This window comes from Cutibacterium avidum 44067, from assembly GCF_000367205.1.
Lineage (GTDB): Bacteria > Actinomycetota > Actinomycetes > Propionibacteriales > Propionibacteriaceae > Cutibacterium > Cutibacterium avidum.
In genome coordinates this window covers 2,257,336-2,283,136 of record NC_021064.1, presented here as the reverse complement: position 1 = coordinate 2,283,136, position 25,801 = coordinate 2,257,336, and the positions used below count along the sequence as shown (strand labels likewise).

Sequence of the window (25,801 nt, the reverse complement as noted above, 5' to 3'; positions counted from 1 at the left end):
GGTGAGCTGATGCGCCGCGGTGTGGTGGCATGGGCCCTGCTCTCCTGTGTCCTCGTCTCCGGGTGCAGCACTCTCAAGCCTTTGACGGATCCGCAACCCACTCCAACACTCTCGGCGAGTTGGCCGGCTGTCGGGACTGACGCTCATCCGGACTGGGCTGTTCCAGTGACACGATCGGGCAAGAAACTGGGGAGTTTTAGCGACGACCGCATCCGTATCGAGGTCGAGCAGGCCGCCATCGCGACGGCTCCCAAGGACTCCGTCATGGTTGATCCGGATGACGGCACGCCGGTCGTGCGCAAGGGATCGCCGATTGCGCTGGTTCGTTACGTCGTCACGAATGTCTCGAAGGCGCCGATCAACCTGGGTCTGGGGACGGTGACGATCACTGCGCGTTACCCGGACTGGAGTTGGCGTCAGCCGCTGGTATCGGTGCCGGCTCCGGAGGCTGATGCCACGCACAAGATGGTGACGACTCCCTTTGCTCCCGGAAATGCCCGGCCGCCGTATGTGTTGGGGCCCGGAGAGTCATTCATGGTGGGGGCGAATTATCCCTATGAGACGGCTGAGCAACTCGATGTGACGGCCAAAATCGTGGTGTGCGACTCGGCAGGGGCCGTGGATCCGGGGTTGGGATGGACCCTCACCGGTCAGGTGCATTTGACGTGAGATGACGCGCCCGGGAGTGCTGAGTATGACGGTTCTGTCGGGTGTCGAAGATCCGTGGCAGAGCCTCAGCGAGGAGGACGGCCGAATTGTCGAGGAGCCCGAAAAACGAATGACACATTTGATCCGGACGCCTCGTGCTGAATCCACGTGGTGGGCGTGCCATTGGGGCGATCATCTCGTGGTGGGCGGTGTGTTGTGCACAGGACTGTCCACAGTGGCTGTGGACAACTGTGGACAACGTTCGCGGGTGATGTGATCTGGAACACCCTTAAAATTGTTGTCCACAGATGTGCTGTGTGTCCCTTGAGAGGGGCCGAGGCGCGCCCATAACTTCACGGCCATGTCCGCGACGACTCCTGCACACATTGCGACGCCGATACCCCGGCTACGTCGCTCGCCCCGTCTCATCGCCATCGGCGTGCTCTGCGCCTGTCTGGGCGGCCTTGGCGGAGCATTTGCCTGGCACAGCGCGTCCCACACAGACCAGGTTCTCGTCATGACGCGGGCAGTGGGGCAGGGCGAGATCGTCCGCAATACCGATGTCGGTCTGACATCCGTGGCCGTCGACCGGGCGGTGACGACCATCCCGGCATCTCAGCTCGACGAGATTGTCGGCCGCCATGCCCTCGTCGATCTCTCAGCCGGTCAGCTGCTCGGATCCCATTCAGTCGGCGCGCTTCGGGTGGCACCGGGGCGTTCTCGAGTTGGGCTGAAGCTGGCTGCCGGACGGATACCCACCGTCTCCCTTCCTGCGGGAGCGCGCGTGATCTTGGTGGAAACCAGCTCTGACAAGGCATCGGAGACCGCATCTCAACTCTCGACCTTCGACGCCGTCGTTGTCGCAGCCCCCAAAGGCACCAACGACCATGGGGGCTGGCTGGTCGACGTGGAGGTGGATTCCGGCAATGCGGCCCGGCTTGCTGACCTGGCCTCGTTGGACCGCATTGCCCTAGTCGAGAGGGGACGATGATGGCGATGCTCCTGCTCACCAGCCCTGGGGGAGCCCCAGGACTGACGACGACTGCTCTTGGTTTGGCATTGAGCTGGCCACGCGACGTCATCCTCGTCGACGCTGACCCGTGCCCAGGCCGCGCCATCGAATCAGGATTTCTCGCTGGTCGCATTCCACCGCGGGCTGGACTGATCGGATTGGCCGCAGCCTGTCGTGACGGTGCTGATCCGGTGCAGGCGATGTGGGAGGAGATCATCCCACTTCCCCACGATGACGACAACAAGTTGGTCGGGCTCATCAGCGGTTACGGGCATCTTGGGCAGGCTTCTCTCATGGGTGCTGCGTGGTCAGGTCTTGTCAGCGCCATGATCGATCTCGGTCAGGCTGGGGTTGACGTCATTGTCGACGGTGGGCGGTTGGGTCCGGAAGCCTTACCCGAGAGCCTCATTTCGCGCTCGTCACTCATCGGGATCGTGACGGGATCGCGGCTGCGACAGCTTGCCGGGCTGTCCATGCGATCCAAGGAGGTCGAGGCCATCTCCTCGACCACCACCGGAACTGTGGGACTCGTCGTCGTGGGCCCTGGCCATCCGTACGGCTCGCGCGAGATCGGACGCCAATTTGGCCTGCCAGTGTTGGGAGAAGTGACTCGTGACGTTCAGGCTGCGGCCGTTCTGTCCGATGGTGACCCAGCGGGAAAGAGATGGGCTCGTGGACGGTACGTCACGGGTCTGCGAACCCTGGCCAATGCGATGGAACTCAAGCTCCGTCGCTCCACCGAGACCATCAACGGGCCGCGGGCTGCGACGTCATTGGCCGTGGGGGTAGCGCCATGACGATCAACGAGACCGCTCCGGCAGTGTGCCGATACGCCGATGACACCCCGGCAGGCACCATCGAGAGCAGAGAGGACCTTGCTGGTCTGCTGTCTCGGATGTCCCCGTCGGTTACGCCGTCTCCAGTTGCGGCACCTGGACCCACGCCGAGGCGACTTGAGACGACCGACGTTGACTGGAGCACAGTCGTCGCGCTGCGTCGCAAGGCGTCGGAGCGTATCTCCTCGGAACGTGCATCGCATCGAGAGCGCAATGGAATTGATCTCAGCGGCGATGACGTGAGGATGCTCGGCCGGTCGGTTGTGCGTCAGGTGGTTGAATCCCATGCCGAGAAACTGACAGCCGAGGGCCAGGCGTTGTGGAGCACGCCCACCAAAGAGGCCTACGCCAGCGCCGTCGTGGATGCGATCTTCGGGTACGGACGGTTGCAGCCGCTCTTCGAGATCCCCGATGCCGAGAACATTGAGATCAACGGCTGTGATCGGGTCTTCATCCAGTATGGGGACGGACGACGTGAACCGGGCCCGCCGGTTGCTGACAGCGATGACGAACTGGTGGAGGCAATCCGCTTCCTGGGGGAGTCCGCAAACCCTCCGCGACCCTTTGACGACGCCCATCCCACCATGACGGTGGCTCTCGGCTCGGAGTACCGCCTGCACGCCATTGGGTTCGGGCTGTCCTACCGACCGTCGGTCGTCATCCGTCACCACACCCTGACGAGGGTGACGATCGGCGACCTCGTTGCCAGCGGGATGATGCCCCATCACGTAGGTGTGTTGTTGCGCGCGGCCGTCTTGGCTCGACGATCCATCGTCATTGCAGGAGACCAGGGAGCCGGCAAGACGACCCTGTTGCGGGCTCTCGTCGACGCGATCCCACCGACTGAGCGGTTCGGAACCCTCGAAACCGATTACGAGTTGCTGACCCACCTCAACCCGGATCGCGACAACATGGTCGCCCTGCAGGCCACCGTCGGGCTGGGGGAGAAGGTGGATGGTCGATCCCTCGGCGAGTTCACGGTTGCCGATCTCATCCCGGAGGCGTTGCGTCAGAACCTGTCGCGCCTGGTCGTCGGCGAGGTGCGTGGTGTCGAGGCAGCTGCCATGTTCGAGGCGATGCAGGCCGGAGCTGGAACCATGAGCACCACCCACTCCCATTCCGCGACCTCGACCATGGACCGTTTGGCTGGACGAGTTGCCATGGGCGGTGTCATGACGATCGACGAGGCCTATCGCCAGATCGCTCACAACATCACCTTCCTCGTCCACGTCGCCCTGGTCGATGACACCTGGCGAGGAGGGACCCGGACCCGTCATGTCACGGAAATTCGGCAGTTGACCGGGGCGCTGGAAAACGGCCGTCCCATCACCCATCTCACCTATGCCGCGCCGACATCCACGAGCCCTGGTCTCTTCCACCCCGATCCTGCCCTTGTCGCCGAACTCTCCCATTACGAGCCGGAGGTGACGAGATGGGCATGAGCACACCGGTCGCGGCACTGCTGGGGATTCTCCTGATTGGAGGACTGACGATGATCGTCATCGGGTCAGCCCCCATCCACCAGTTGTCCACAGGACAATCCACAAGTTTGTGGACAACGGTGGACAACTGGTTCTCCCGGTTGTCCCGCCGCAGTCGCGTGCACGGTCTGACTGGTCTGGGTGTCGGTGCCGTTGGTTACCTGGTGACCGGTTGGGCGGTCCTGATTCTCATCGTGCCGATCCTGGCTGTCGTCGTCCCTGCCTTGCTGGCCGATCCGCCCCGGCGCGACCTCGACGTCATGCGCGCTCTGGAACGGTGGGTGCGCCTGGTCAGCGGTTCCGCGTCGACGGGCAAGTCCGTCATCGACGCCATCCGGGCGACGCGTCGTCAGGCCCCGGCGCTCCTTGTGGAACCGCTTACTCGCATGGTGGCACGGCTGGATTCACGATGGGACACCCGGGCTGCCCTTCAAGGACTTGCTGACGACCTGGACAGTGCCGACGCCGACCAGGTCATTGCCGCGATCATGATGGCTTCAGAACGAGGGGGGACGGGGGCCACCAGCACCCTCGATGCGCTGGCGGCATCCCTCCAGGAGCGGATTCGGGCAGCCCGAGGAATCCGGGCCGAGCGTGCCAAACCGCGAGTGGTCGTCCGCCAGGTCAGCATCATCATCGCCGTCGTGTTGGCTGGTGCTCTTGCTCTGGGACGAGAGTACCTGGCCCCCTACCGTACCGGCGTCGGCCAGGTGCTGCTGTGTTGCTACGCCGGGTTGTACCTCGTCGGGCTCGTCGCTCTGTCGCAACGCAGCAAGCCTCGACGCCGCGCCCGGATCCTGTTGAGGCGGGAGGCCGATCATGACTGAGTCCACGCTTGTCCTCGCCGCCATCTGTGGGGCTCTGCTGGCATCCGCACCCATCTTCGTCATCGCTGGAAGGCGCGGTGCTCCCCTGAGGCTGATCGACGCGCTGGCAGGGTTGTCCGGGTCCATCCGGCAGGACTCCGTCGCCGATCCAGCCTCCGAGGACGGACGGCTGGAGAGATGGGGAGCACGCGCTGCGACACGGTGGCCACGTCTCATCAGTGAGAAGTCTCGTCGAACCCTCGCGCTACAGGGCCGGACTCCCGGTGACTTGGTCGCCGAGAAGGCTGTCATGGCGGTGGGCGGAATGGCGATGCCCGTCCTCGCCCGGGTCGTCGCAGCGATATGGGGTGGCGCCCTCCCGGTGACTCCTGTCGGACTGGCGGTTGTGCTTGCCCTTCTTGGATGGTTCATTCCTGACACCCGGATCAGGTCACGATCCAAGGCAGTCCGTCAGGATGCTGCCGAAGCGGTGCTGGTCTACATCGACCTCGTCACATTGGCGAGGTTGGCAAATCAGTCAGCGCCCCGAGCCCTCGTCGAGGCCGCACAGATGAGTGATCACCCTGTCCTGGCCCGGATTCGCACCACGCTGGAGCGTTCCCGATTGGAGCAGCAGTCGCCGTGGGCTGGCCTGGAGAGTCTGTCCGAGGAACTGGGACTTCCCGAGCTTGCTGAGCTCGTCGAGGTACTTCGCCTCGACGATCAGGGGGCCTCCCTGGCCGGAACTCTGCGAGCACGCGTCAACGAAATGAGGGACGCCCATCTCAACCGGGAAAAGATCGAGGCTCAGACGACCTCCGAATCCTTGACGATCTGGATGGTCATCCCGGTTCTCGTCCTGGGGTTGGTGCTCATCACTCCGCCGCTTCTGATCATGGCTGGGGTGGTGTCATGACCATGCCTCGCACCCTCGACACCCCAACCTGCAACGGGGCCAGTGACGTCACCGGAAAGGCCGGTGCGAATGACCAAGGAGGTCGCCATGAAACATGTCAACACCGTCGCGTCCCTTGTCCTGCCGATGATGGCGGGCATCCCGCCGGTCGGCGAGAAGCGCGACGAGAGGGGACTCAGCCAATCAACCGAGAACGCCATCCTGCTGGTGGGGGCCGTGTCCATCGCAACGGTGGTCGTCACCGTGATCAAGGGGTACGTGACGTCGAACCTGCCGAAGTGAGGTCAAGGCAGGCGTATCGACGAGGCCGGGAGCGTGGGGTTTCCGAATCTCTCCAGTGGTCGCTGGTGTGGCCGGTGGTCCTGCTCGTGGTGGTCGGGGTCGTCCAGACCTCGGTCGTGCTGCAGGCTCGGGCCACAGCCACCGAGGCGGCTCGGGCGGCAGTCAGGGTACAAGCCTTGCGTGGTTCCCATGCTGGTGATGCCGAAGCTGTCGCTCGGGACGTGGCCCAGACCTCCAAACTGGCCGATGTCACGGTACGGGTGTCGACCACTGACTCCCTGGTACGCGTTGACCTCGAGGGCAAGGCAGCGACCCTGTTTGGTGCCGTCGTCCCCGTCGAAGGTCACGCCGTTGCCGTTGAGGAGGGGACATGATTCGGCATGGTCAATTTCGGGGATACCAGCGTGGTGCAGTCGCCGTCGAGGCTGCGCTCATCCTGCCTAGTCTCCTCATGATTGCCGCAATGACGACAGGGGGTTGGCGGCTGTCCGAGGTACGGGCCGATGCCCAGTCGGCTGCCGAGGTAGCCGCTCGCGCGGGATCGGTCGCCTCGACGGTTGGTAAAGGCCATGCGGTAGGCCAGCGAGTCGCCATGACCGAACTTGCCGGAACCAGGTGCAGCGATCCTGCGATCATCATCGACTCATCGGCCCTTGCCCTGCCAGTGGGGTCCACGGGAGTCACCTCCGCCCGGGTGAGGTGCACTGTCCGGCTCTCCGACCTTCTCGTTCCGGGGATGCCGGGCGCCCTCCACGTCGAGTCGACGGCACATTCCACCGTCGATAGTCATCGGGAGCGACACGTATGAATGACGCATCTCTCCGCGCCCGAATGCGCGGTCTCGCGGCCTTCGTGGCCCTCATCATCCTTGTCCTCGGCTCCCCAGCTGCCCTGGTGGCATGGGGACGTCTCGACGCCACCACCCTGTTGCGTCCGTCAGGCTGGCTCACCCCTGATGACGGGACGATCCTTCTCGGGATTGCCACCGTCGTCGGCTGGCTGGCATGGGCGGTCTTCACGGTCTGTGTGGTCTCGGAGGCCGTCGGACTGGCGACCAGTCAGCGTCGCCACATCAAGCTTCCTGGGCTGGGCACAGTTCAGAGCATCGCGGCCGGACTACTCGTGGCGAGCCTGACAGTCCTGTCCCCTCTGACACGCTCGGCCGCTCCTCCCACCCCGGTGCCGATCGTGGCGACGGCTGCCGCGACGCCGCAGCCTGCAGACGAGGTGCAGGCGAGTGCTGAGGTTGAGCCGGCCCCGGACGAGGATGCCATGACGGTCACCGTCGGCCCCCATGACGACCTGTGGACGATAGCTGAAACCTGGTACGGAGACGGCACCTCATGGCGACGTATCGCGGCCGCCAATCCCGGGATCGACGTCGATCACCTGGCCGCCGGTCAGGAACTCGCTCTTCCCGGGGTCACCATGACCATCCCCAGTGGAAATACCGGTGCTGGCCATCCCCTCGATGCGGACCAGCTCGATCGGCTCACCCCGTCCGTTGACGACCATGACGTCCGAACTGTCACCGTTCAGGAAGGGGACACCCTCAGCGGGCTCGCACGCACCTGGCTCGGTGATGCCGCAGCCTGGCCGTCCCTCTGGCATCTCAATGAGGGAATCATCACAGACCCTGACCACATCGAGCCCGGCTGGGAGCTCGTCGTGCCTAACCCGGAACCTGAACAGGCCACGTCGACGTCAGTGCCCGACATGGACGAAGCTGCGATGACCGAGCCGGAGAAGGCTCTCCCCGGCCACGACGACGAGGCATCCGGTGCAGACATCGCTCAGAGCGCACTGCAGCCAGATGCGCCTCCCACAGATGTCCCGACTCCTCGCCCCGAGGAAGCGGTGGCTGCCGCCGGGCTAGGTCAGGACCCTGCCGAGATCCTCCGTACCGGGTTGGCGGGCCTGAGCCTATTCCTGGCCGGTGGAGTGGCCGGCACAATCGCTGCTCGACGGCAGCAGCAGCTCTTCACCCGCCCGCTGGGCCGACGAATTCCTACCGTGTCGGGACCACCGCGTCGCGCCAAGAGGATGCTCGACACCGTGGCCGATCACGGGGACGAAGCAACGTCACGCGGTGACGACGCCGTCAGCACTGACCCTGTCAGCGCCGACACCCTGACGCCCACGACCGTCGTCCTGGGAACTACTGACCCACACACCCCAGTCGTGCTGGACCTTGCCGATATTGGCGGTCTCCTGGGTATTGACGCCACTGCTGAGTTGGCCTCCGCGGTGGTGGCATCGATCAGTCTGTCCCTCGTCGCAGCGCCATGGTCCGGCGGAATCGACATTGTCGCCGTCGGTGACGACCTCGCGTGGTTGTCACGGACCGGAAGTGACGATGTGCAGTGTGCTGACGCCGAGGAAATCGTCGAGGGACTGGCGGATCTGCCTGACGGTCCCAGTAGTCAGCACCCATCGATCACCAGGATCGTGTTGTCGTCTCAACCCCTCGAGCTTCCGAACCCGTCATCCGTGGTCGAGGCGGGAGTCGTCGTCGTCATGCCAGGCACATGTGGCCGGAGGGTCATCGTCACCGGCCCCGATCATGCCGAGCTGGATGGTCAGGCTTTCACACCCCAGATCGTCACCGCACCGATGCGCCGTGCCGTCGTCGAGCTGCTCGAAACCACTGCTCGAACTGATACCGAGCCTGCCCCCTGGTGGGAGCCACGGCGAGGGGAGGAGACGTCCAGCCCTCCGACGATGGTGGCCGAAACCTGCGCAGTACTGCCGCCCAGTGATGCCCATATGACCGTCGAGGAGGAACACGTGCTCACGCCAACTGCACTGAGTGATGTCGCTCAGTTGCCCGTCCCCGTCGGCGCAGTATCCTCTCCTGTCCTGCGCCTCCTTGGTCCGGTCGACCTTGTGGGAGCTCGCGGGAATCCGCCGACCAAGGCTCGGCGGCAATGCCTTGAGTACTGCGCCTGGTTGCTGTGCCATCCTGGCGCGCGATCGGTGCAGATGGCTGACGCCCTCATGGTCGCCGAACCGACCCGACGGTCCAACGTCTCCCGACTGCGGCGGTGGCTGGGCGCCGGTGATGACGGTCGGGCCTACCTGCCCGAGGGGTATGACGGGTCCCTGCGTCTGGCAGATGTCGTCAGTAGTGACTGGGAACGGCTTGAACTGCTTGTCGCGGGAGGGGTCTCGACGGCCCCGCTGGCCAATCTCATCTCGGCCCTGGACCTCGTTCGCGGTGCCCCGTTGGCTGACGCCGCTCCCGGTCAGTGGCACTGGGCCGAGGAATGGCGCATCGACATGATTCAGATGATCCGTGACATCGGGGTCGAGGTGGCCCGTCGAGCCATGGAGACCCGCGACCTTGAGCTGGCATCCCGGGCCTTGGCACGTGCCACCGTCGCCTGCCCTGAGGACGAAGTGCTGTTGGTGGCGCGCATCAAACTCGCTGACGAACTCGACGATCGTGGCGAGGTCGAACGGTTGGTCTACGTGCTGTCGCGGCAGGCTCGCCGTCTTGGCGTCGACTTGTCGGAGGAGACGATTTCGGTCCTCCAGGAGGTGATGGAAGGCCACGTGCGGGCCCGGGTGGTGTGAGCGTCACTCCTCAGGACTGCCGGTGGGAAGACCTCCCATGGCGCTGCCCTTGTCGAAGACATCGTCACCATGTGCGCGGGTGGCCAGGATGAAGATTCCGGCCACCACGAGGTAGGAGAGTGCCAGACCAATCATGTGCGGGCCAGACAGTCCGTGCACCGGAAGCACGAGGGCCGCCAAGGCGGAGCCTCCCACGAACAATGCGTTGTAGACCATGTCGTAGGCGATGAAGACTCGGCCCTTGTAACCATCAGAAACATGGGCCTGACAGATGGTGTCGACCCCGGCTTTCAGGGACTGGGCGAAAAGGCCGATGAGGAAGCCGGCGACCAGCAGACCCCAGCGGTTCGGGAGGGCCCCTGGGAAGGCCTGAATGACGGCGGTGCCGACCAGCAGGCTGATGAGGGCCTTCCTCATGCCCAGCCCGTGTACCAGCATCGGCATGAATCCGGCCGACAGTACGAAGCCGGCACCCATCGCCACCGCCCAGATCGTCATGTCAGCCATGGCCCCGTTGATGTCGGACTGTACGTGAAAACGGTTGCGGTAACCCAGGATCATGGCCACCGAATAGACGCCGAAGAGTGCCCGCTGGGCGCCGATGAGAGTGATGGAATTGCCCACCAGGGGCACCTTTCTCAGGTAACGGAAGCCGTCGACGACCTCCTCGGCGACAGTACGCAGCGTTTGGGAGCGGTCCAGCAATGGTGGCCCGAGTTCTCGGCGCGAGAACTGAAGACCAAGTGCCACAGAAATCGCGAAGAGTACCGCAGAGATGCAGAAGATGATCGTGTCGGCATGGTGCACTGGCATGTAGCGTCCAGCAATCATTCGAACGGCGGCCGCGACGACGGCACCAATCATGAGTCCCAGGGGACCAATCGTCGGCATGATCGAGGAAGCCGTCAGGTAGTCGCGTTTGTCGATGGTGTACTCCAGCCCTGCCACCAACGCCGTGAGAAGGAAGCGGTTGAGGCTCATTGCAATGAGCAATCCGACGAGCAGGGCCAGGTGAGAGGGTCTGTCGCGTGCACCGTCCCAGACCAGGATCCCCAACCCGATCGCGATGAGGCAGCGCAGGCCGTCGGTGTAGACGAGGATTCGCTGACGTGACCAACGGTCGAGAACGACAGAGATGAAGGGCCCGATGATGCTGAACGGCAGCAAGGTGATAGCCAGCACCATCGTGATCGACCATGCGTCAGGCTGCTGCTCGGGAGAGAGCAGCACGTAGGAGGCCATTCCCACCTGCAGGGTGCCATCGGCCGCCTGTGTCGCTACGCGGACTCCGAGAATCCTTCGAAAACCGTGGCGTCGCCACAGGTGGCGCAGGTTCTGCCAGAACACATGGTCTCCTTCGGGGCCGGCCTGCCTCGATCCTAGAGGGTCGTGTGAAGGAGATCCTGGGCGGATCCGTCGCTGGTTGCGCCCGCATGGCCGGTGGGGGACAGCCTGAAAAGGCCCTGGAACGCCATTTCATGAGGAGCTCAACAACAGGGGGTGTGGACTTGGGAAGGTAGAGCGGCTAGCTTCTAACCACTCGTATCGGTCGGCGTTGGATCGACGTCGGGGCTGTGTCCACCGCATGCACAGCCGCCCCACGGATGACTCATCGTTCTGCCCGCAACAATATATCGTTTTATGTAGCATAATTAATGCCCTGCAATGCAATGCGGCGTTAGGCTCACAATGAAGGAGGTGCCATGGCTGAACTCAAGAAGGGCCTAGGGTTCTTCCAGCTCCTCGCCCTCGGGGTGGCCGGGTTGATCGGCTCGAGTTGGATTTACACGAACTCGAAATTCTTCGACAAGTACGGTGCTGGCGGCATGATTTTCGGCATGCTCCTCGGAGGCTTGCTGGCATCCTGTGTGGCTCTGGCTTATAGCGAGTTGACAACGCTGTTTCCCCGAGCTGGGGGCGAAGTCGTCTACTCCTACGTCGGCCTCGGCAGAAGGGCATCCTTTACCACTGGTTGGCTCCTCATTGGCGCTTATCTTTCATCCACTGCTTTTTATGTGACAGCTTTCGGGTATCTTTTGGAAAAGATTTGGCCGAATTTGGGATCCGTGTCCCTGTATTCAGTCAACAGGGAATCAGTCGATATGACTGTATTGATAATCGGCGTCGTCCTGACCCTGATCATTGCGGCAATGAACTGGTTCGGAGTGAGCCTTTCCGGTCAGATCCAGACCGTTCTCTTCGTCGCCATGGTCGTCATCGGACTCGCCCTGGTCGTCACGGCGCTCGTCACTGGCAGCCCCAGCAACTTCATCCCGCCCTACCGAGCCGACGCCAATGCCCTCGGCGACACCCTCCGCTTCGTCGTGCCCGGTATGACCTACATGGCAGGCTTCGGGCTGGTGGCAGCACTGGCCGAGGACGCCGACATCCCTGCCCGCAAGATCGGTCGCATCACCGTTCTCACCGTCCTGACGGCCACCTTGTTCTACTGCTTGGTGCTGGCCTCCTCGGCCTGGATCCTTCCCTGGCAGGACGTCGCCAAGATGCACCTGGGCACCATCGATGCCTACACCACTGCCGGCTTCCCGATCCTCGGCTGGGGAGCCTGGATCATTGCCATTTGTGGTCTGTTGACGAGTTTCCTCGGCCTGTTCATGGCAATCTCCCGCATCGTCGTCGCGATGGCGAGGGCCAGGCTCCTTCCGGAGGGCCTCGCCGCAGTGGACGAGAAGAGTGGGGCCCCGCGCAGGGCCATCCTGCTCACCACTGTCATGACCTTGCTGTTGGGAGCCCTAGGCCCGGGCGCCATGCTGTGGTTCCTCGACACCGGTGGCATCTACCTCGGACTGGTGTGGATCATCGTCGTCATCACCCTGTCCGCCCTTCCGAAGAAGTACCCCCACCTGCGCTCCAAGTACCATGCCGGATGGTTGCCATGGGCGGGAGCTGTCGGCGCCCTCGTCACGGTCGTCATGGCGATCTGGCCGGGAACGAACACCTCGCTGGTGTGGCCTGGTGAGTACCTCGTCCTGCTCGTCTGGGCCGTCATCGGTTTCATCCTGTGGCGGCTGGCCAAGCCCATGGGGGAGGACGAGGCCCTCGGCAGCTTGCTCGGTTCCTACGCCGATGACCTCAAGGAAAACCTGGGTGAGGTGGAGCAGACCCCGGCCAGGAGCTGACGATTCGTCGGGCCCTCCTGCCTCATGACGTCGCGCTCATGGGGCGGGAGACGGCGTGATTGCAATGTTGCTGTCCGTAAAGGTGTGCAAAGGGCCTGACAACGCGCCATGATTGGGGCCATGGCGATGAAGTCGGATCTGGACATTGCTCGTGAGGCCCACCTTGACCCCATCGAAAAGGTGGCAGCTCGGGCTGGCATCGAGGAAAGGTGCATCGAGCCCTACGGGCGCGATGTCGCCAAGGTTGATCTCGAGGTCATCAAGCAGAACAGGGATCGTCCGCGCGGCAAATACGTCGTCGTCACGGCCATCACCCCCACACCCCTTGGCGAAGGCAAGACGACCACTGCAGTCGGTCTGGCTCAAGGCCTGGAGAAGATCGGTAAGCGCAGCGTGCTCGCTCTGCGTCAACCCTCCATGGGCCCGACCTTCGGCATCAAGGGCGGTGCCGCTGGCGCCGGGTATTCCCAAGTGCTGCCGATGGAGAAGCTCAACCTGCACCTGACCGGTGATTTCCACGCCATTGGTGCGGCTCACAACCTGTTGGCCGCCATGATCGACAACCATCTGCACCACGGAAATGAGCTCGACATCGAGCCTCACTCCATCTCATGGCGTCGCGTCGTCGACATCAACGACCGTGCCCTTCGCAACACCATCGTCGGCCTCGGATCGCGAATTGACGGCATCCCCCGTCAGAGCGGATTCGACATCACTGCGGCCAGCGAGGTGGGCGTCATCCTGGCCCTGGCCACCTCACTCTCAGACCTGCGCGCCCGGCTGGGACGTATCGTCATCGGCTACAACCGCTCCAAGGAGCCAGTCACCGCGGAAGACCTGCATGCCGCCGGGTCGATGGCAGTCATCCTCAAGGACGCCATCAAGCCGAACCTGCTGCAGACCACCGAGAACAGCCCGGTGCTCGTCCACGCCGGCCCCTTCGGCAACATCGCCACGGGCAACTCGTCGGTCATCGCCGACCGCATCGGCATCGGCTGCGGTGACTACCTGCTGACGGAGGCCGGATTCGGCGCCGACATGGGCGCCGAGCGGTTTTTCAACATCAAGTGCCGCGTCGGTGGTATGCGCCCAGACGCCGCCGTCCTCGTCGTCACCGTGCGTGCCCTCAAGACCCATGCCGGTCGCTACAAGGTCGTTCCTGGAAAGCCACTGCCCCCGGCCATGCTCGAGGACAATCCGGACGACGTCCTCGCCGGTGCCGCCAACCTGCGCAAGCACATCGAGATCGTCCGAGACTTCGGCGTCTCCCCGGTGGTGGCCCTCAACGTCTTCCCGAGCGACCATCCCGACGAGATCGACGCCGTCCGTAAGGTGGCAGAGGTAGCCGGTGCTCACTTCGCCGCTTCGACCCATGTCGTCGACGGTGGCGACGGCGCCGTCGATCTGGCTCGCGCGGTCGTCGCGGCGTGCGACCAGAACACCGACTTCCGCTACACCTACAATCTCGAGGACTCCCTGGTCGACAAGCTCACCAAGGTGTCCACCAAGGTTTACGGGGCTGATGGGGTCGACATCGCTCCGGCCGCGGCCAAGGAGCTCGCCCATTTCGAGGATCTCGGCTACGGGAACTTCCCGGTCGTCATCGCCAAGACCCACCTGTCCCTGTCTCACGACCCCTCCCTCAAGGGGGCCCCGACCGGATGGCGTCTGCCTGTCCGCGAGGTGAGGGCCGCTGTGGGCGCCGGGTACATCTACGCGATCTGTGGTGACATGCGCACCATGCCGGGCCTGGGACGTCACCCGGCGGCCGAGCGCATCGACATCGATGACACCGGGGAGACCATCGGATTGTTCTGATCGAGTGTGATCCGCGGGGCTGCGGACATCATTCCTCGCCCCGCTTCTGTCGTGATCCTTGTCCTGGGGACGACTCAGCGTCCCTCGGTGGGCGGGGGAGTGGGATGGGTCAGCACACAACTCACCGGGCGTCCGGTCACGAGAGACCCGTCGCGGACGAATCCCTCCTCGCGGCCGGTGAGTTCGCCGATGAGGAGACGACGCCCCTTGTCGAGTAGGTCCGCACGGTCGTCCGACAGGTCATGGAGTTGGTGTGGATCCGCCGCAAGGTCGAAAAGCTGCTCCTCTCCAGATCCGGACATCCAGATGTACTGGTAGTCGTCCCACCAGATCCACTGCAGTGACTGGCCGAGCAGGACATGCTCGCCATGCAGGTGAGTGCGCCACGGCGACTCTCCATCGCGTAACAGTGGAAGGATCGAGCGGCCCTCGACCTTATCGGGGGTGTTCACTCCCGCACAGTCCAGCAAGGTGGGCATGACGTCGCGCAGCTCGACGAGTTCATCTACTCGGCTACCAGGGGTGATACCAGGCCCGGCAAGCAGGAACGGGATGTGGGTCGATCCCTGGTAAGGGTAGCCCTTTCGCCACAGGTGATGGTCTCCCATCATGTCGCCGTGATCCGATATGAAGGCGATGTACGTGTTGTCAGCCACCCCGAATTCGCCCAAGACCTGACGTAGTCGGCTGATTTGGGTGTCGATATGGGTCATGTGACCGTAATAACCAGCCATCGCCCGACTGATGTCGCGTGGCCGGTACCGAGCGACGAGACTCGTCGGATCGGCGTCATTGCGCCAGTCGCTGAAGGTGTCCGATCAGTCCCCGACCGCCGGCGGTCGCAGCGGAGCCCCGTCATAGCGGTCGAAGGCCCACTGCGGCGGATCGTAGGGGGCGTGGGGACGGTGGAAGGACAGGTAGAGGAAGAATGGGGTAGTCGGGTCGCGGCGGTAGAACCACCGGGTCGCCTGGTTGACGACCCAGTTCGTCGGGTGCAGCCGCTCGGCCTTGTCCCAGGGCCGAGCAACTAGGGAATTGCACTCGATTCCGTCATCGATGTAATCCTCGTCACTGGCCGTCCCAGTCTGGTCGCGCAACCACACGAGATAGTCGTCATAGCAAGCCGGATCGCGGTGGCGTTGTCGGGAGTAGTGCAGGTACCCGTCGTGAAGTTCGATCTCGTCGAATCCGATGCGATTGCGCTCGGGCCAGTAGTGCATCTTTCCGATGGCACGGGTCTGGTAACCGGCGTCCGACAGGGTCGACGGCAGAGTGTCCTCGACGTCGAAAGTGACTCCGTCCTGGTAACCGACCCGACGATGGGTTCCCGCAGAGAGCCCCGTCATGAGGGACATCCTTGCCGGAACACACGTGGGCGTGGCCGAGTAGGCCCTTTCCACGACAGCCCCCTGACTCGCCAGCTGGTCGAGATACGGTGTCTCGACGTCAGGATGGCCCAGCCCGGAGAGGCAGTCACCCCTCCACTGGTCAGTACAGACGAGGACGATGTTGGGACGGTCAATCGCTGGTTGTTCGTGTTGGTCGTTCATGATGCGTCTTGCATATTCTCACTTGATTCCAGTCATGGTGATGCCCGTTACGATGTAGCGCTGGGTCGCCACGAAGAGGGCACACACTGGGACGAACAGCATGAGGGATCCCATGGCCGTCAGGTTCCACAGTGTGAAGCTCTCGCGGTTGAACGACGACAACCCAATGGTGAGGGTTCTCATGGCCTCGGACTGAGTGGCGATGAGCGGCCAGAGGAACTCATTCATCTGGAAGACAAATGTGAACAGTCCCAATACCGTCAGAGCCGGCTTGTTCTGAGGCAGGACGATCGATCGGTAGATGCGGAGTTCCCCCGCACCGTCGACACGTGCGGCTTCAACGAGGGAGTCCGGGATACCTGCCATCGACTGACGCATCAGGAAGATCGAGAATGCGCTCATCAAGAATGGCGTGACGAGCCCTTGGTAGGTGTCCAACCATCCAATCTGACTGAACTTGGCATATAGCGGAATCATTCGAACGAAGAACGGGATCATCATCGTCGAGAGTATGAGGACGAAGACAGCGTTCTTGCCTGGGAACTCAAATTTCGCGAAGGCATACCCGACCAACGGCGCGAAGATGAGGTGTGACAGCGTGATGAGGCCTGCGACGAGGACAGAGTTGAGGAAGAACCTTCCGAATGGGGCAGCCTCGAAGAGGCGGGTGATGTTGACCCATTGCCATGATGACGGGATGAGAACGGCTTTTCCTCCCGTTGCCTCCGCGTTCGACTGGAAAGCCAGACTCACCATGTATACGAGGGGGGCTATCGCAATAAGCGCTGCAATCCATACGAGGACGAGTGAGACAACCCTCGCTCCGGGAAAGAGCTGCTCGGATCGATGCCTGGCCTGAGCAGATGTGGTGCTCACAAGATCGCCTCCTTCATTCGTCCCACCCGCAACTGAATTATTGAGAGAGCGACGATCACAATGAGCAGTAGGAATGACATCGCAGACGCATATCCCAGGTTTCCACTAGTGAAGGTCTCACGGTATACCTGATACACATACAGGGATGTCTCATTCCCGGAGCCACCATTGGTGACGATGTATGGTAGTCCAAATTGTTGGAGTGAACCGATCATTCCGACGAGGACAACGAACAATGTCGTCGGTGCGAGCATAGGAAGAGCGATTTTCCATAACCGCTTCGATGCTGAGGCGCCGTCAATTCTGGCAGCCTCGTGAAGCTGAGGATCAATGGATTGAAGACCGGCCAGGAAGAGCAGCATGACGTAGCCGGATTCCTGCCACACCGTGATACCGACGAGGGTAGCCAGTGGGGCGGTCGTCAGCCAGTTCTGTTGGGGTAGTCCGAGATCGCCGAGAACGGCATTGAGGATGCCAGTGTTTGAGTCGAGGATGTTCCTCCACATCAAGCCAATGATGGCGACCGAAGTCATGTACGGCGTCAGGATTGCTGTCCTTGCGATGGTACGGCCCTTGAAATTCTGGTTGAGCACCAGGGCCAGGATTAGGCCGATGATCGAGGACAAGATGAGGCAGGAGGCCGCGTAGATGATCGTGATCCCAAATGAATGCCACATTTCAGAGTCGTGAATGATATTAACGTAGTTTCTTCCGCCCACCGGGGTGAGCTTGGTGAAACCCGTGGTGAAAGAAAGTCTGAACTCATCGATGATTGGCAGGAAGAAGAACAACGCGAAATATATGAGGGCCTGAGCTATGAACAGGTACGCTGTCCGATAGCGACGCCAGGAGAACTTGCGCCCGTATGGCTCCGGGGATGTCTTTGTCATCACATTCACCTGCTAAGGAGCTTTCCCACCGTCTTGTTGTAGATGGCAACTTCCGAACGGGGATCTTTGTTGGACAGGATGACGTTCTCGTACATGACCTTTCCCGCATCGGCGATCTTGGCCATGTTCTGGTTCGGCCAATATGCCCGGTCGGGAGCAACGGCGAGATCTCGAGCGGTTGCGACGACGCGCATGTTGGGGTCGTTCTGGACGACGTCTGATTTGGCCCACGACTTGCGGGAACATGCCATTCCGACTTCCTTGGTCACCTGCGCCTGAACGTCGGCATCGGTGAGAACCTTGATGAGTTCCCAGCACAGATCGGCGTTCTGGCTCTTGGTGGGGATCATGAGGCCGGAGACGGCGATGGTGGTCTTCTGCTCCTTGTGCTTGAGGGGAGCCCCGATGATGAGCGGGAAATTCTTGTCCTCAGTGCGGACGGCTGAGATGTCCCAAGGACCCGTGATGATAAAGCCGCACCTCTTGGACGTGAGCAGCTTGCGGGGGCCTGAATACTCGCTGGATGTGACCGGGGTAGGGGAGACCTTGTGTTTGTAGACGAGGTCGCGCTGGAAAACCATGGCCTCAACGGCGGCGTCCGCTGGCTGCATCGGTGTTGACTTATCGGCTGTGTACTTGACCCCGTTCTGCAGGAGCCAAGGCGTGCCCTACGAGCTGTCGTTGTTGAGGGCGCATCCGTGCTCAACACCAGATGCTTGGATGCGCTTGGTGGCCTCGAGGAATTCTTCCCAGGTAGTAGGCATGGGAACTTTGGCCTTGGCTAGCATTTCCGAGTTGGCGAAGACGAGCCCGCCCATGGTCAGGTGCATCGGGACGGCGTAGGTCTTTCCGCTGGCCTGGCGCACATCGAGGCCAGCGGGCACGAAGTCGTCCAGGAATCCCTTGTCCTTCTTGATGTAGTCGTCGAGGGCCATGATGTTGCCGTCGTTGCCAAATTGCGTAGCCCAGAATCCGCCCGGCTCCTCTGTGATGTCCGGGGTGGTGCCGGAGAGGAAATCAGCAGTGAGCTTTTGTTGCAGATCAGGCCATTGGAAGGTCTGGATGGTCACCTTGACCTTGTGATCCTGCTCAAACTTGGAAATGACTCGCTTGTACGGTGCGAAGTCGTGGCCCGCAGAAAGGTAGAACAGGATTTCCTTCCCTGTCCGCTCGCCTGAGTGTGGGGAGGAATCGTTGGATGAACCTACGCCAGAGGAAGGTGAGCATCCGGTGAGGAGGGATCGTCGGGACAGAGGAGTGTGCATCGTTGCAATCTCTCTTTCTTGGTGTGGTGATTTTTAGTTCGAGGTGCTTCCTCGAGAAAACAGTTTCCAGGGAACAGGAATCTGACTGGCGTCAGCTGTCCCGTCGATTCGGTGCCAGAAATGGCGCATGATATCGTCGATTTCTGAGGTGTCGAGACCGAGCGAGCTCAGGGAAGGGTCCATATCCAGCGACTCGGCCGAATTTCCGGTGCCAACGACGGCGATGTCGTTGAGGACGTCGATATGGAGGGATTGGGCCGCCAGCATGAGGCCGATGGCGGTGCGATCTGAGGCGCAGTAAACAGCGTCAGGAAGAGAACTCGTCGTCTGAAGGGCCTCAAGTGCTGCGCGGAAGACATCCCCGATGAAGGGGCTGGAGGTGAAGAGGAGCTGTGGAGTGCGTGCATGACTTGCCTGGAAGTCCCGGTACATCTCCCAGCGGGGATCGAGCTCGCACTCTTCGCGCGTCGGGAGCTGCCCAGCAAAAGCCACGGAACTTCTACCAGTCTCGGCAAGGGTAGTCAGAGCGCACGACACGCCTTCGCGCTCATTGATCACGACGTGGTCGTATCCTTTGCCGCCGGGTTCACCGCCGACGAGGAGGGTCGGTATCAGTGCCTCTGGTTGGGTCTTGAGGACCTGGGCGATTCCCGGGCGAGAAAAGGCAACGATCGCGGCATCACATGCGCCCGCTCGGATGAGCTTGTTGATGGGGCTGATATCGCCATCGGCGATCGCGACGCTGACGAGCTGGTGGTCGTGCTCGGACAACCTGCGCGATGCGCGGAGTTGGAAACGCTCAACGAACCGGTCCAGCGGAGCGTCATGGAACAAGGCGACTGTGCGGGACTTGCCCAGCCGTAATGACCTCGCTGCGCGGTTTCGCACGTACCCGAGATCACGGGCAGCCTTACGTACCCGTTCTTGGGTTTCTGGGGTGAATCTTTCGGAGTGGTGACTGTAGGACAGTACGTACGAGGCGGTCGACACCGAGACCCCTGCTCGGGGCAGCTACGTCAACGAGTCCGACATGTCGTGCCATGTGTCTCTCCTGCGAGTAATCGGGCACGCCTGTGTGTCCGACTGTGTCCGAGATTCGGAGTAGAGACCCCAGAACAGTTGAGTCAATCGTTTGAATCAAACGATTGAATAAATGTGAAAAACTAGGCACTAGATGGGATCCGTAGTTTTCCTGCGTAGCCCTGCTCAAGGGGTACCGACCATCTGACCTGTAGACGGTCGCCGTGCCGTACCCTCAATCCGTGACCAGCAAACGCGCCGAGGACGCCCGACTCCGCATCGAACTCGATGAGAGGGCGCGGCGTCAGGAAGCTGCTCAGGCTCAGCGACTCATCGACGACTTCCTTGCTGCGGCTCGGGCCAGGGGCATGACACCCGAGCCGTTGCGGGCCCAGCTCATGGATGGCCATGAGGCGCGGACGGACAGACGAGGCTGGTATCTCAACGCCAAGCATTCCCTGGCCATCGGCGAGAACGGCGAGTATTACCAGCTTGTCGTCCCGGGTGGCTTCATGGAGCGGGTGCGTGGGGTCAAGCTGGAGCCCTCCTCACCGCCAATGCACATTGGTCGCGGCGGACGTGACGGTGAGACCGGCGATCTCAAGGAGTTTCTGGGCTGGCTGCTGACCGATTGAGCTGTTCTGGTGGACGAGAGGCCGTCGCTGCTGCGACTCCCTCGGAATTACGGTCACCCTTCGACGGCGGCTGGTGTCGTCTGTCGGTGTGACCTAGCGCGACGCCGGCGCTGGGATCTGAGGGAATCACGCCAGAACCAGGCCGCCATGAGGACAGCACAGGCCAGGAATCCCCACGGGACGAGGCGCAGGCCGAGGATGGTGCGATCACGCACGGCGACAATGGCATCCTCGGGATTTCCTGAGGCGGATCGGACGACCAGATCGACCTGCTGCCCGACCTGGTACTTCCTGACATTGCGATACGGATTCGACGGCACGGTGTCGGTGACACCGTGATAGGTGTACTTGATGGTGGCGACGTTGCCGCCCTCGGTGTGCATGAGATACCTGGTGGCTCCGGTATTGACGGGGTCGTGCAGGTACACGGCTGTGACGGTTCCCTGGATGACCTGACTGTTGCGAATGAAATCGTCACTGCGTTCGGCCAGCACCAGGTACAGGCAGCCCACCGTGGTCAGGTAGATGACCCCCAACAGGGCCATGACACGTTTGAACTTCGTCACGGCGAACAGCATACGTCGCAGGCATAAGAATCCTATTCATGACGCGGCGAGCAACTCGTCACGGCGCTTCCTCATGGCTCGACTCGCTCGCGAGCACCGGGCACGCACTGCCTCTGGACTCATCCCGTGACGTCGTGCTGCGGACGCGGAATCCAAAGCGTCCACCCACACGCTGCGCAGGACCGGCGCGCTGACTGAGGTGATGATTCCCAATTCCTCGGCGGCGGTGAGCAGTTCCGAGGCGACCTGGCCGGGGTCGTCCGGCATCTCAGGCGCACTCATGTCCACGACCTCGACCGGGGTTTCCCTGCTCGTCCCGCGTAGCCTCGCTGAGACGACGTGCAGACAGTCCAAGGCCAGATTCGTGCACACCTTGTGGTTGCGCGTCAGTGGGAAATTGACGATGACCAGCCACGCCTGACCGACGTAATCGTCCAGACATGCCCGCCGATTCCTGCTTGCCATGACGACGAGGGCTGGCAGGATCGCCTGGATCAGCGCCATCCCGGCGAATTCCGATGTCTGGCCAGCGCCACTGCGAGCGGCGATGAGGGCTCGGATGGCAGCCGCGTCGTCGGTACGTAGCGTCCGGGGCAGGTCCTCGGGCTCACACCCGGCGCAGAGGAGATTGGCACGCCATTCGGCGCGGGGGTGGGCGCACATCTCGGCCCAGTGGGAGTCCAGACGGCGGTGGATCATCATTGTCATGGCAGCACCTCTCGGGATCGGCGATGACCCAAGTCCATCGACGGGACGTTGCCCACGGTGTTGCCTGCCGGGGTCAGGGTGTTGCCCATGTGACGCTCAGTGTTGTCCGTCTTCACGTGAGTGTTGTCCGGTGGGCGTCACGACAAGACTCCCCACCAAGAGGACCGGCCGTGCCCCGAAGGACACGGCCGGTCGTCGTCACGCAGATCGGGCGGTGGAAACTCTCACTCGTCTGCCAACGCCTCAGTGGGAGCAGCCATGGCGGCGCGTCGGCCCGGGAGGACCGAGGCGAGGCAAGCCGCCGCCAAGCAGATTGCGATGAGACCGAGGGTCCAGGGCCAGTCGATCGAGAAGTGCACCGGAATCGTGTCCGAGGCCACCCGGAATATAGACCGGATGCCCAGCCAGGCGAAGTAGAACCCTGCCACCATTCCGACGATGACACCGACCATACCGACCTGGATCGACTCGTAGAGCAGCATCAGCCGTAGTCCGCGCCGCTGCATGCCCATGGCCCGCAGCAGCGCCGACTCGCGCCGTCGTTCCAGTACCGACAGGCTCAAGGTATTGGCCACACCGATGAGGGCGATGAGCACGGCAACACCCAGCAGAGCCGTCATGACGATGAGCAGGGCCTTGAGGATCAGCTCGACGATGCCGCCGATGAGGGCACCGCCGCCAACATCCATGTGCTGCGAATCGATGTTCGTCGACGGGGAGATCATCACCGTCAGCACCGAGGCCAGATTGCTCCGGTCCTCGAGGTGGACCCAGGCAGCCTGGTCGCCCACGGAGGGAACGATCTTATTCATGTCCCTTTCGGTGACCAGGATGTCGTTGTAGGGGAGTCCGTTGACCTCCTTGACATCGAGAGACACCTTTCCCTTGGAGGACGAGAAGTCCATCGTCTTCGGTGAGTTGCCCATCGATGTCATCAGCGCGACCCCAGGTTTCATCTCCTTGGCAATCGAGGGCGCGACCTTGGCAATCTTGTCCTTGTCGGCGGAAACGATGTGGGTCTGAGGAGAGACATCCGTCTCGACGAACCCGCCCTTGAGGATGACGGAGTCCTTGACGTTCGGCAGGTTCTGCACTGACTTGATAGCCGACGGGTCGAGGGTTCCCACCTTGGGCTCGTCGCTGTTGGGGTCATGGCTGGGACTGTTCGTGAAGGTGATGTCGATCGGATAGTGCTCGTCGATCTGGTCCATGACCGTCGTCCGCGTCGTGGAGATGCCGACCTGCAGGGTCACCGACAGCCCGATGGCCAGCATGAGGGCCACCGCCGTCAGGGAGGTACGCGTCGGGTTGCGCGTGGCATTGGAGGTCGACAGCCGGGCTGTTGACCCCAGTGGACGCAACAGGAGCCCGAACCCCTTGATGAGCCACGGCACATACAACGGTGTGGCGATAAGGAAGGCCAGCGACAGGCAGGCGGCCGACAGGACGGCCCAACCGATGATTCCGTTGCCGTGCCCGGTGATCGCCACCACGGAGGTGATGACTCCGATCACTGTAAGCAGGGAACAGATGATGATCCGTGCCAGTCCGACCCGGCGCCTCTGCTCCACCGTCGGAACCGGGCGCAGCGCCTCCAGAGGTGCCACGCGAGTGGCTCGAAGCGCCGGCAGGAAGGCGGCCAGGACGGTGATGACGATGCCAATGAAGAACTCAATGACGATGTCCTTCCAGGGCCATTCCAGCCCGAAGGCCAAGGCGCCCGTGTAGGCAGTGCCAGCTACCGTCAGCAGGATTCCGAGCACGACACCCAAGGCCGAGCCGATGACACCCAACAGGATCGCCTCGCCGAGAACTCGTCTCCTCACCTGGCTGCTCGACGCTCCGACAGCCCGCATGAGACCGATCTGACGGCGTCGTTGGGCCAACAGGATGAGGAAGGTCGTCGTGATGATGATCGCGCCCACCAGCAGAGCGATGGCCCCGAAGACCATCAGCAGGTACTTGGTGACGTCGAATCCCTGAGCCAGGTCAGTGACGGTCTTCTTCTGATGGTCAGCCGCGGTCTCGATCGTCGATCCTTGCCCCTTGGTGACGTTGAACTCGGGGGCGCCCTTGACGGTGGGCAGCGTCTTTTCAAGGTTGGTGACGAGCTGTTCGGGAGTCGTCCCGTCCTTGGCCTTGACGATCCAGGTGTCAGGGAATTGGCTGACGTCCTCGCTGCTGTAGGCCGGAGCGGTCTGCAGGGCGTCCGCGTCGTCGGTGATTCCCACCACCTTGATGTTCTTACCGGTGATGTCGACGGTGTCCCCGACACTGACGTGCAGGTTCTCGGCCGCCGCCTTGGACAGCGCGATCTGACCGGGTCCTGATGGCCAGTTGCCCGAGGTCACCGAGGACCAACGGAACGGTTCTGCCGGCGTCTTGTGGACATCAATCATCGTGGAGTCCCGGCCATGAGAAGCGGCCATGGTGGTGGACTGGACGATGTCGACGGTCCGGACGCCGGGAGTGTCGCGAATCCCCTGAGTGATGTCCTTGGGATTGGTCTCGGTGTCGGCGCTGTAGACGACGACGTCAGCCTTCGAGGTGGCGACCGCCTGCTCCTTGCCCAAGGCCGTTCCTTGGGTCCGTACGAACATCGAGATGCCGACGAGGAACCCGACGGAGACCGCGATGGCAATGAGGGTTGCGGCCATCCTGCCTGGACGCTGACGCAACTCCCGGAAAGCCTCGGTGAACATCAGCCCTCCAACCCGGCCATCGCCTCGTTGACCGCCTCGGCGGTGGGGGAGGCGATGTCGTCGACGATGCGACCGTCCAGCAGCATGAGGACGCGGTCGGCATAGGAGGCAGCCTTGGCGTCGTGAGTGACCATAATGATCGTCTGACCCAGGTCGTCGACACAGTGGCGCAGGTAGCTCAGCAGGTTCGTTCCCGACTTGGAGTCTAGGGCTCCGGTGGGCTCGTCAGCGAAGACGACATGCGGCTTGGTGATCATGGCGCGGGCGCAGGCGACGCGTTGTTGCTGACCACCCGATAGCTCCGAGGGACGGTGCTTGAGGCGATCAGCGATGCCCAGACCGGTGATGAGCTGATCCCACAGGGCCTTGTCAGGCTTACGCCCGGCCAGGTCGAGGGGGAGCAGGATGTTCTCCTCAGCGGTGAGCATCGGCAGCAGGTTGAACGACTGGAAGATGAAGCCGACATTGTCGCGGCGCAGGGTCGTCAACTTGGGGTCTGGAAGGCCCGAGATTTCCTGGCCAGCCAGGAACACTCGACCGGAGGTGATTCGGTCCAGGCCGGCGAGGCAGTGCATGAGGGTTGACTTGCCGGATCCGGACGGGCCCATGATCGCGGTGAAGGTGCCGCGGGTGAAGCGAACGTTGATGGAATCCAGGGCGGTGACCCGAGTCTCCCCGTCCCCATAGACCTTGGTCAGGTCGATACCAGCGGCAGCGTCCGTCTCGACGGGGGTGTTCAACATCCCAGGAGCCAGATCGTCAGAACGGGCTGAGCTGGTGGCGCGGGAAGGCTGGGCGGACTCAGCCCGTGTCGGGAAGGTTCCGGTGGCGTGAGCCGGTTGAGGATCAGGCGATTGTGGTCGTACCCACGGCTGACTCAGCTGCTGGTCCTGCTCCCCGCCGCGCTGGGGCGAGGGCTTGGCCCAGGCCGATGGGGCGCCCTGCTCAGAGGGGACACCGTGTTGCGGGGACTCGAGGGATCCCGGCTCGCCGGGGGCGGCGTGGCTCGGCTGCCAGGGCTCGTCAGATTCGTAAGGTCGGTTCTGGTCGCTCATGATGCCTTTCATGGTTCCC

The 25,801-nt window shown here is 62.6% G+C and carries 21 protein-coding genes and 2 pseudogenes; 13 read left to right on the top strand and 10 right to left on the bottom strand.

Annotated elements, in window-relative coordinates:
- Positions 1-9: 9 nt before the first annotated feature.
- From PALO_RS10430 to PALO_RS10385, 10 genes are all read left to right on the top strand, one after another.
- The gene (locus PALO_RS10430) at positions 10-669 is read left to right on the top strand and encodes a hypothetical protein (RefSeq protein ID WP_004810111.1); all 660 of its coding nucleotides are present in this window, start codon (positions 10-12) and stop codon (positions 667-669) included.
- 433 nt (positions 670-1,102) lie between these two features.
- On the top strand, positions 1,103-1,639 hold the full coding sequence (locus PALO_RS10425; protein ID WP_256998267.1) for an SAF domain-containing protein: 537 nt from the start codon (positions 1,103-1,105) through the stop codon (positions 1,637-1,639).
- Positions 1,639-2,457 (top strand): hypothetical protein, encoded by an 819-nt coding sequence (locus PALO_RS10420; protein ID WP_015583525.1) that lies wholly within the window; start codon positions 1,639-1,641, stop codon positions 2,455-2,457. Before PALO_RS10425 ends, PALO_RS10420 begins: the two co-directional genes overlap by 1 nt.
- Positions 2,458-2,741: 284 nt before the next feature.
- On the top strand, positions 2,742-3,938 hold the full coding sequence (locus PALO_RS10415; RefSeq protein ID WP_187290354.1) for a TadA family conjugal transfer-associated ATPase: 1,197 nt from the start codon (positions 2,742-2,744) through the stop codon (positions 3,936-3,938).
- Positions 3,929-4,804, top strand: coding sequence for a type II secretion system F family protein (locus tag PALO_RS10410; protein WP_004810121.1), 876 nt, complete (start codon positions 3,929-3,931; stop codon positions 4,802-4,804). Before PALO_RS10415 ends, PALO_RS10410 begins: the two co-directional genes overlap by 10 nt.
- Positions 4,797-5,699, top strand: a complete 903-nt coding sequence (locus PALO_RS10405) for a type II secretion system F family protein (protein WP_015583523.1) — start codon at positions 4,797-4,799, stop codon at positions 5,697-5,699. Before PALO_RS10410 ends, PALO_RS10405 begins: the two co-directional genes overlap by 8 nt.
- A 69-nt stretch (positions 5,700-5,768) precedes the next feature.
- A complete protein-coding gene (locus PALO_RS10400) occupies positions 5,769-5,981 on the top strand; it encodes a hypothetical protein (protein ID WP_004810125.1) in 213 nt (70 codons plus the stop codon).
- A 65-nt stretch (positions 5,982-6,046) separates the two neighbouring features.
- Entirely contained in the window at positions 6,047-6,355 is a 309-nt protein-coding gene (locus PALO_RS10395; RefSeq protein ID WP_004810127.1) for a TadE/TadG family type IV pilus assembly protein, read from the top strand.
- On the top strand, positions 6,352-6,789 hold the full coding sequence (locus tag PALO_RS10390; protein ID WP_015583521.1) for a TadE/TadG family type IV pilus assembly protein: 438 nt from the start codon (positions 6,352-6,354) through the stop codon (positions 6,787-6,789). The genes PALO_RS10395 and PALO_RS10390 overlap by 4 nt, the downstream gene beginning before the upstream one ends.
- Complete coding sequence (locus PALO_RS10385; protein WP_041710153.1) at positions 6,786-9,557, top strand: AfsR/SARP family transcriptional regulator; 2,772 nt, start codon at positions 6,786-6,788, stop codon at positions 9,555-9,557. The genes PALO_RS10390 and PALO_RS10385 overlap by 4 nt, the downstream gene beginning before the upstream one ends.
- Before the next feature lie 3 nt (positions 9,558-9,560).
- Here PALO_RS10385 and PALO_RS10380 read toward each other — a convergent pair whose 3' ends face one another.
- On the bottom strand, positions 9,561-10,904 hold the full coding sequence (locus PALO_RS10380) for an MFS transporter (RefSeq protein ID WP_015583519.1): 1,344 nt from the start codon (positions 10,902-10,904) through the stop codon (positions 9,561-9,563).
- A gap of 356 nt (positions 10,905-11,260) precedes the next feature.
- Here PALO_RS10380 and PALO_RS10375 point away from each other — a divergent pair, with 356 nt between their 5' ends.
- Positions 11,261-12,697 (top strand): APC family permease, encoded by a 1,437-nt coding sequence (locus tag PALO_RS10375; protein WP_015583518.1) that lies wholly within the window; start codon positions 11,261-11,263, stop codon positions 12,695-12,697.
- A gap of 108 nt (positions 12,698-12,805) precedes the next feature.
- On the top strand, positions 12,806-14,515 hold the full coding sequence (locus tag PALO_RS10370; protein WP_004810137.1) for a formate--tetrahydrofolate ligase: 1,710 nt from the start codon (positions 12,806-12,808) through the stop codon (positions 14,513-14,515).
- A 74-nt stretch (positions 14,516-14,589) separates the two neighbouring features.
- Here the strand turns inward: PALO_RS10370 and PALO_RS10365 are convergent.
- The 5 genes and pseudogenes from PALO_RS10365 to PALO_RS10345 all read right to left on the bottom strand — a co-directional run bounded on the left by PALO_RS10365 (position 14,590) and on the right by PALO_RS10345 (position 20,107).
- Positions 14,590-16,065: pseudogene (locus PALO_RS10365) on the bottom strand (arylsulfatase).
- A gap of 18 nt (positions 16,066-16,083) precedes the next feature.
- The gene (locus tag PALO_RS10360; RefSeq protein WP_015583516.1) at positions 16,084-16,941 is read right to left on the bottom strand and encodes a carbohydrate ABC transporter permease; all 858 of its coding nucleotides are present in this window, start codon (positions 16,939-16,941) and stop codon (positions 16,084-16,086) included.
- A complete protein-coding gene (locus PALO_RS10355; protein ID WP_015583515.1) occupies positions 16,938-17,831 on the bottom strand; it encodes a carbohydrate ABC transporter permease in 894 nt (297 codons plus the stop codon). The genes PALO_RS10360 and PALO_RS10355 overlap by 4 nt, the downstream gene beginning before the upstream one ends.
- 5 nt (positions 17,832-17,836) lie before the next feature.
- A pseudogene (locus PALO_RS12945) lies at positions 17,837-19,096 on the bottom strand (ABC transporter substrate-binding protein).
- 33 nt (positions 19,097-19,129) lie between these two features.
- Entirely contained in the window at positions 19,130-20,107 is a 978-nt protein-coding gene (locus PALO_RS10345; RefSeq protein WP_267257685.1) for a LacI family DNA-binding transcriptional regulator, read from the bottom strand.
- A gap of 233 nt (positions 20,108-20,340) precedes the next feature.
- Here PALO_RS10345 and PALO_RS10340 point away from each other — a divergent pair, with 233 nt between their 5' ends.
- A complete protein-coding gene (locus PALO_RS10340; RefSeq protein ID WP_015583511.1) occupies positions 20,341-20,751 on the top strand; it encodes a hypothetical protein in 411 nt (136 codons plus the stop codon).
- Between the two features lie 53 nt (positions 20,752-20,804).
- Here the strand turns inward: PALO_RS10340 and PALO_RS10335 are convergent, their stop codons facing one another.
- The 4 genes from PALO_RS10335 to PALO_RS10320 all read right to left on the bottom strand — a co-directional run bounded on the left by PALO_RS10335 (position 20,805) and on the right by PALO_RS10320 (position 25,782).
- Positions 20,805-21,329, bottom strand: coding sequence for a hypothetical protein (locus PALO_RS10335; RefSeq protein WP_015583510.1), 525 nt, complete (start codon positions 21,327-21,329; stop codon positions 20,805-20,807).
- A gap of 24 nt (positions 21,330-21,353) precedes the next feature.
- Positions 21,354-22,025 carry a hypothetical protein gene (locus tag PALO_RS10330; RefSeq protein WP_023032193.1) on the bottom strand — a complete coding sequence of 224 codons (672 nt, stop codon included), beginning with the start codon at positions 22,023-22,025 and terminating at the stop codon, positions 21,354-21,356.
- Between the two features lie 224 nt (positions 22,026-22,249).
- On the bottom strand, positions 22,250-24,727 hold the full coding sequence (locus PALO_RS10325) for an ABC transporter permease (protein ID WP_015583508.1): 2,478 nt from the start codon (positions 24,725-24,727) through the stop codon (positions 22,250-22,252).
- A complete protein-coding gene (locus PALO_RS10320; protein WP_015583507.1) occupies positions 24,727-25,782 on the bottom strand; it encodes an ABC transporter ATP-binding protein in 1,056 nt (351 codons plus the stop codon). Before PALO_RS10320 ends, PALO_RS10325 begins: the two co-directional genes overlap by 1 nt.
- Between the last annotated feature and the right edge of the window lie 19 nt (positions 25,783-25,801).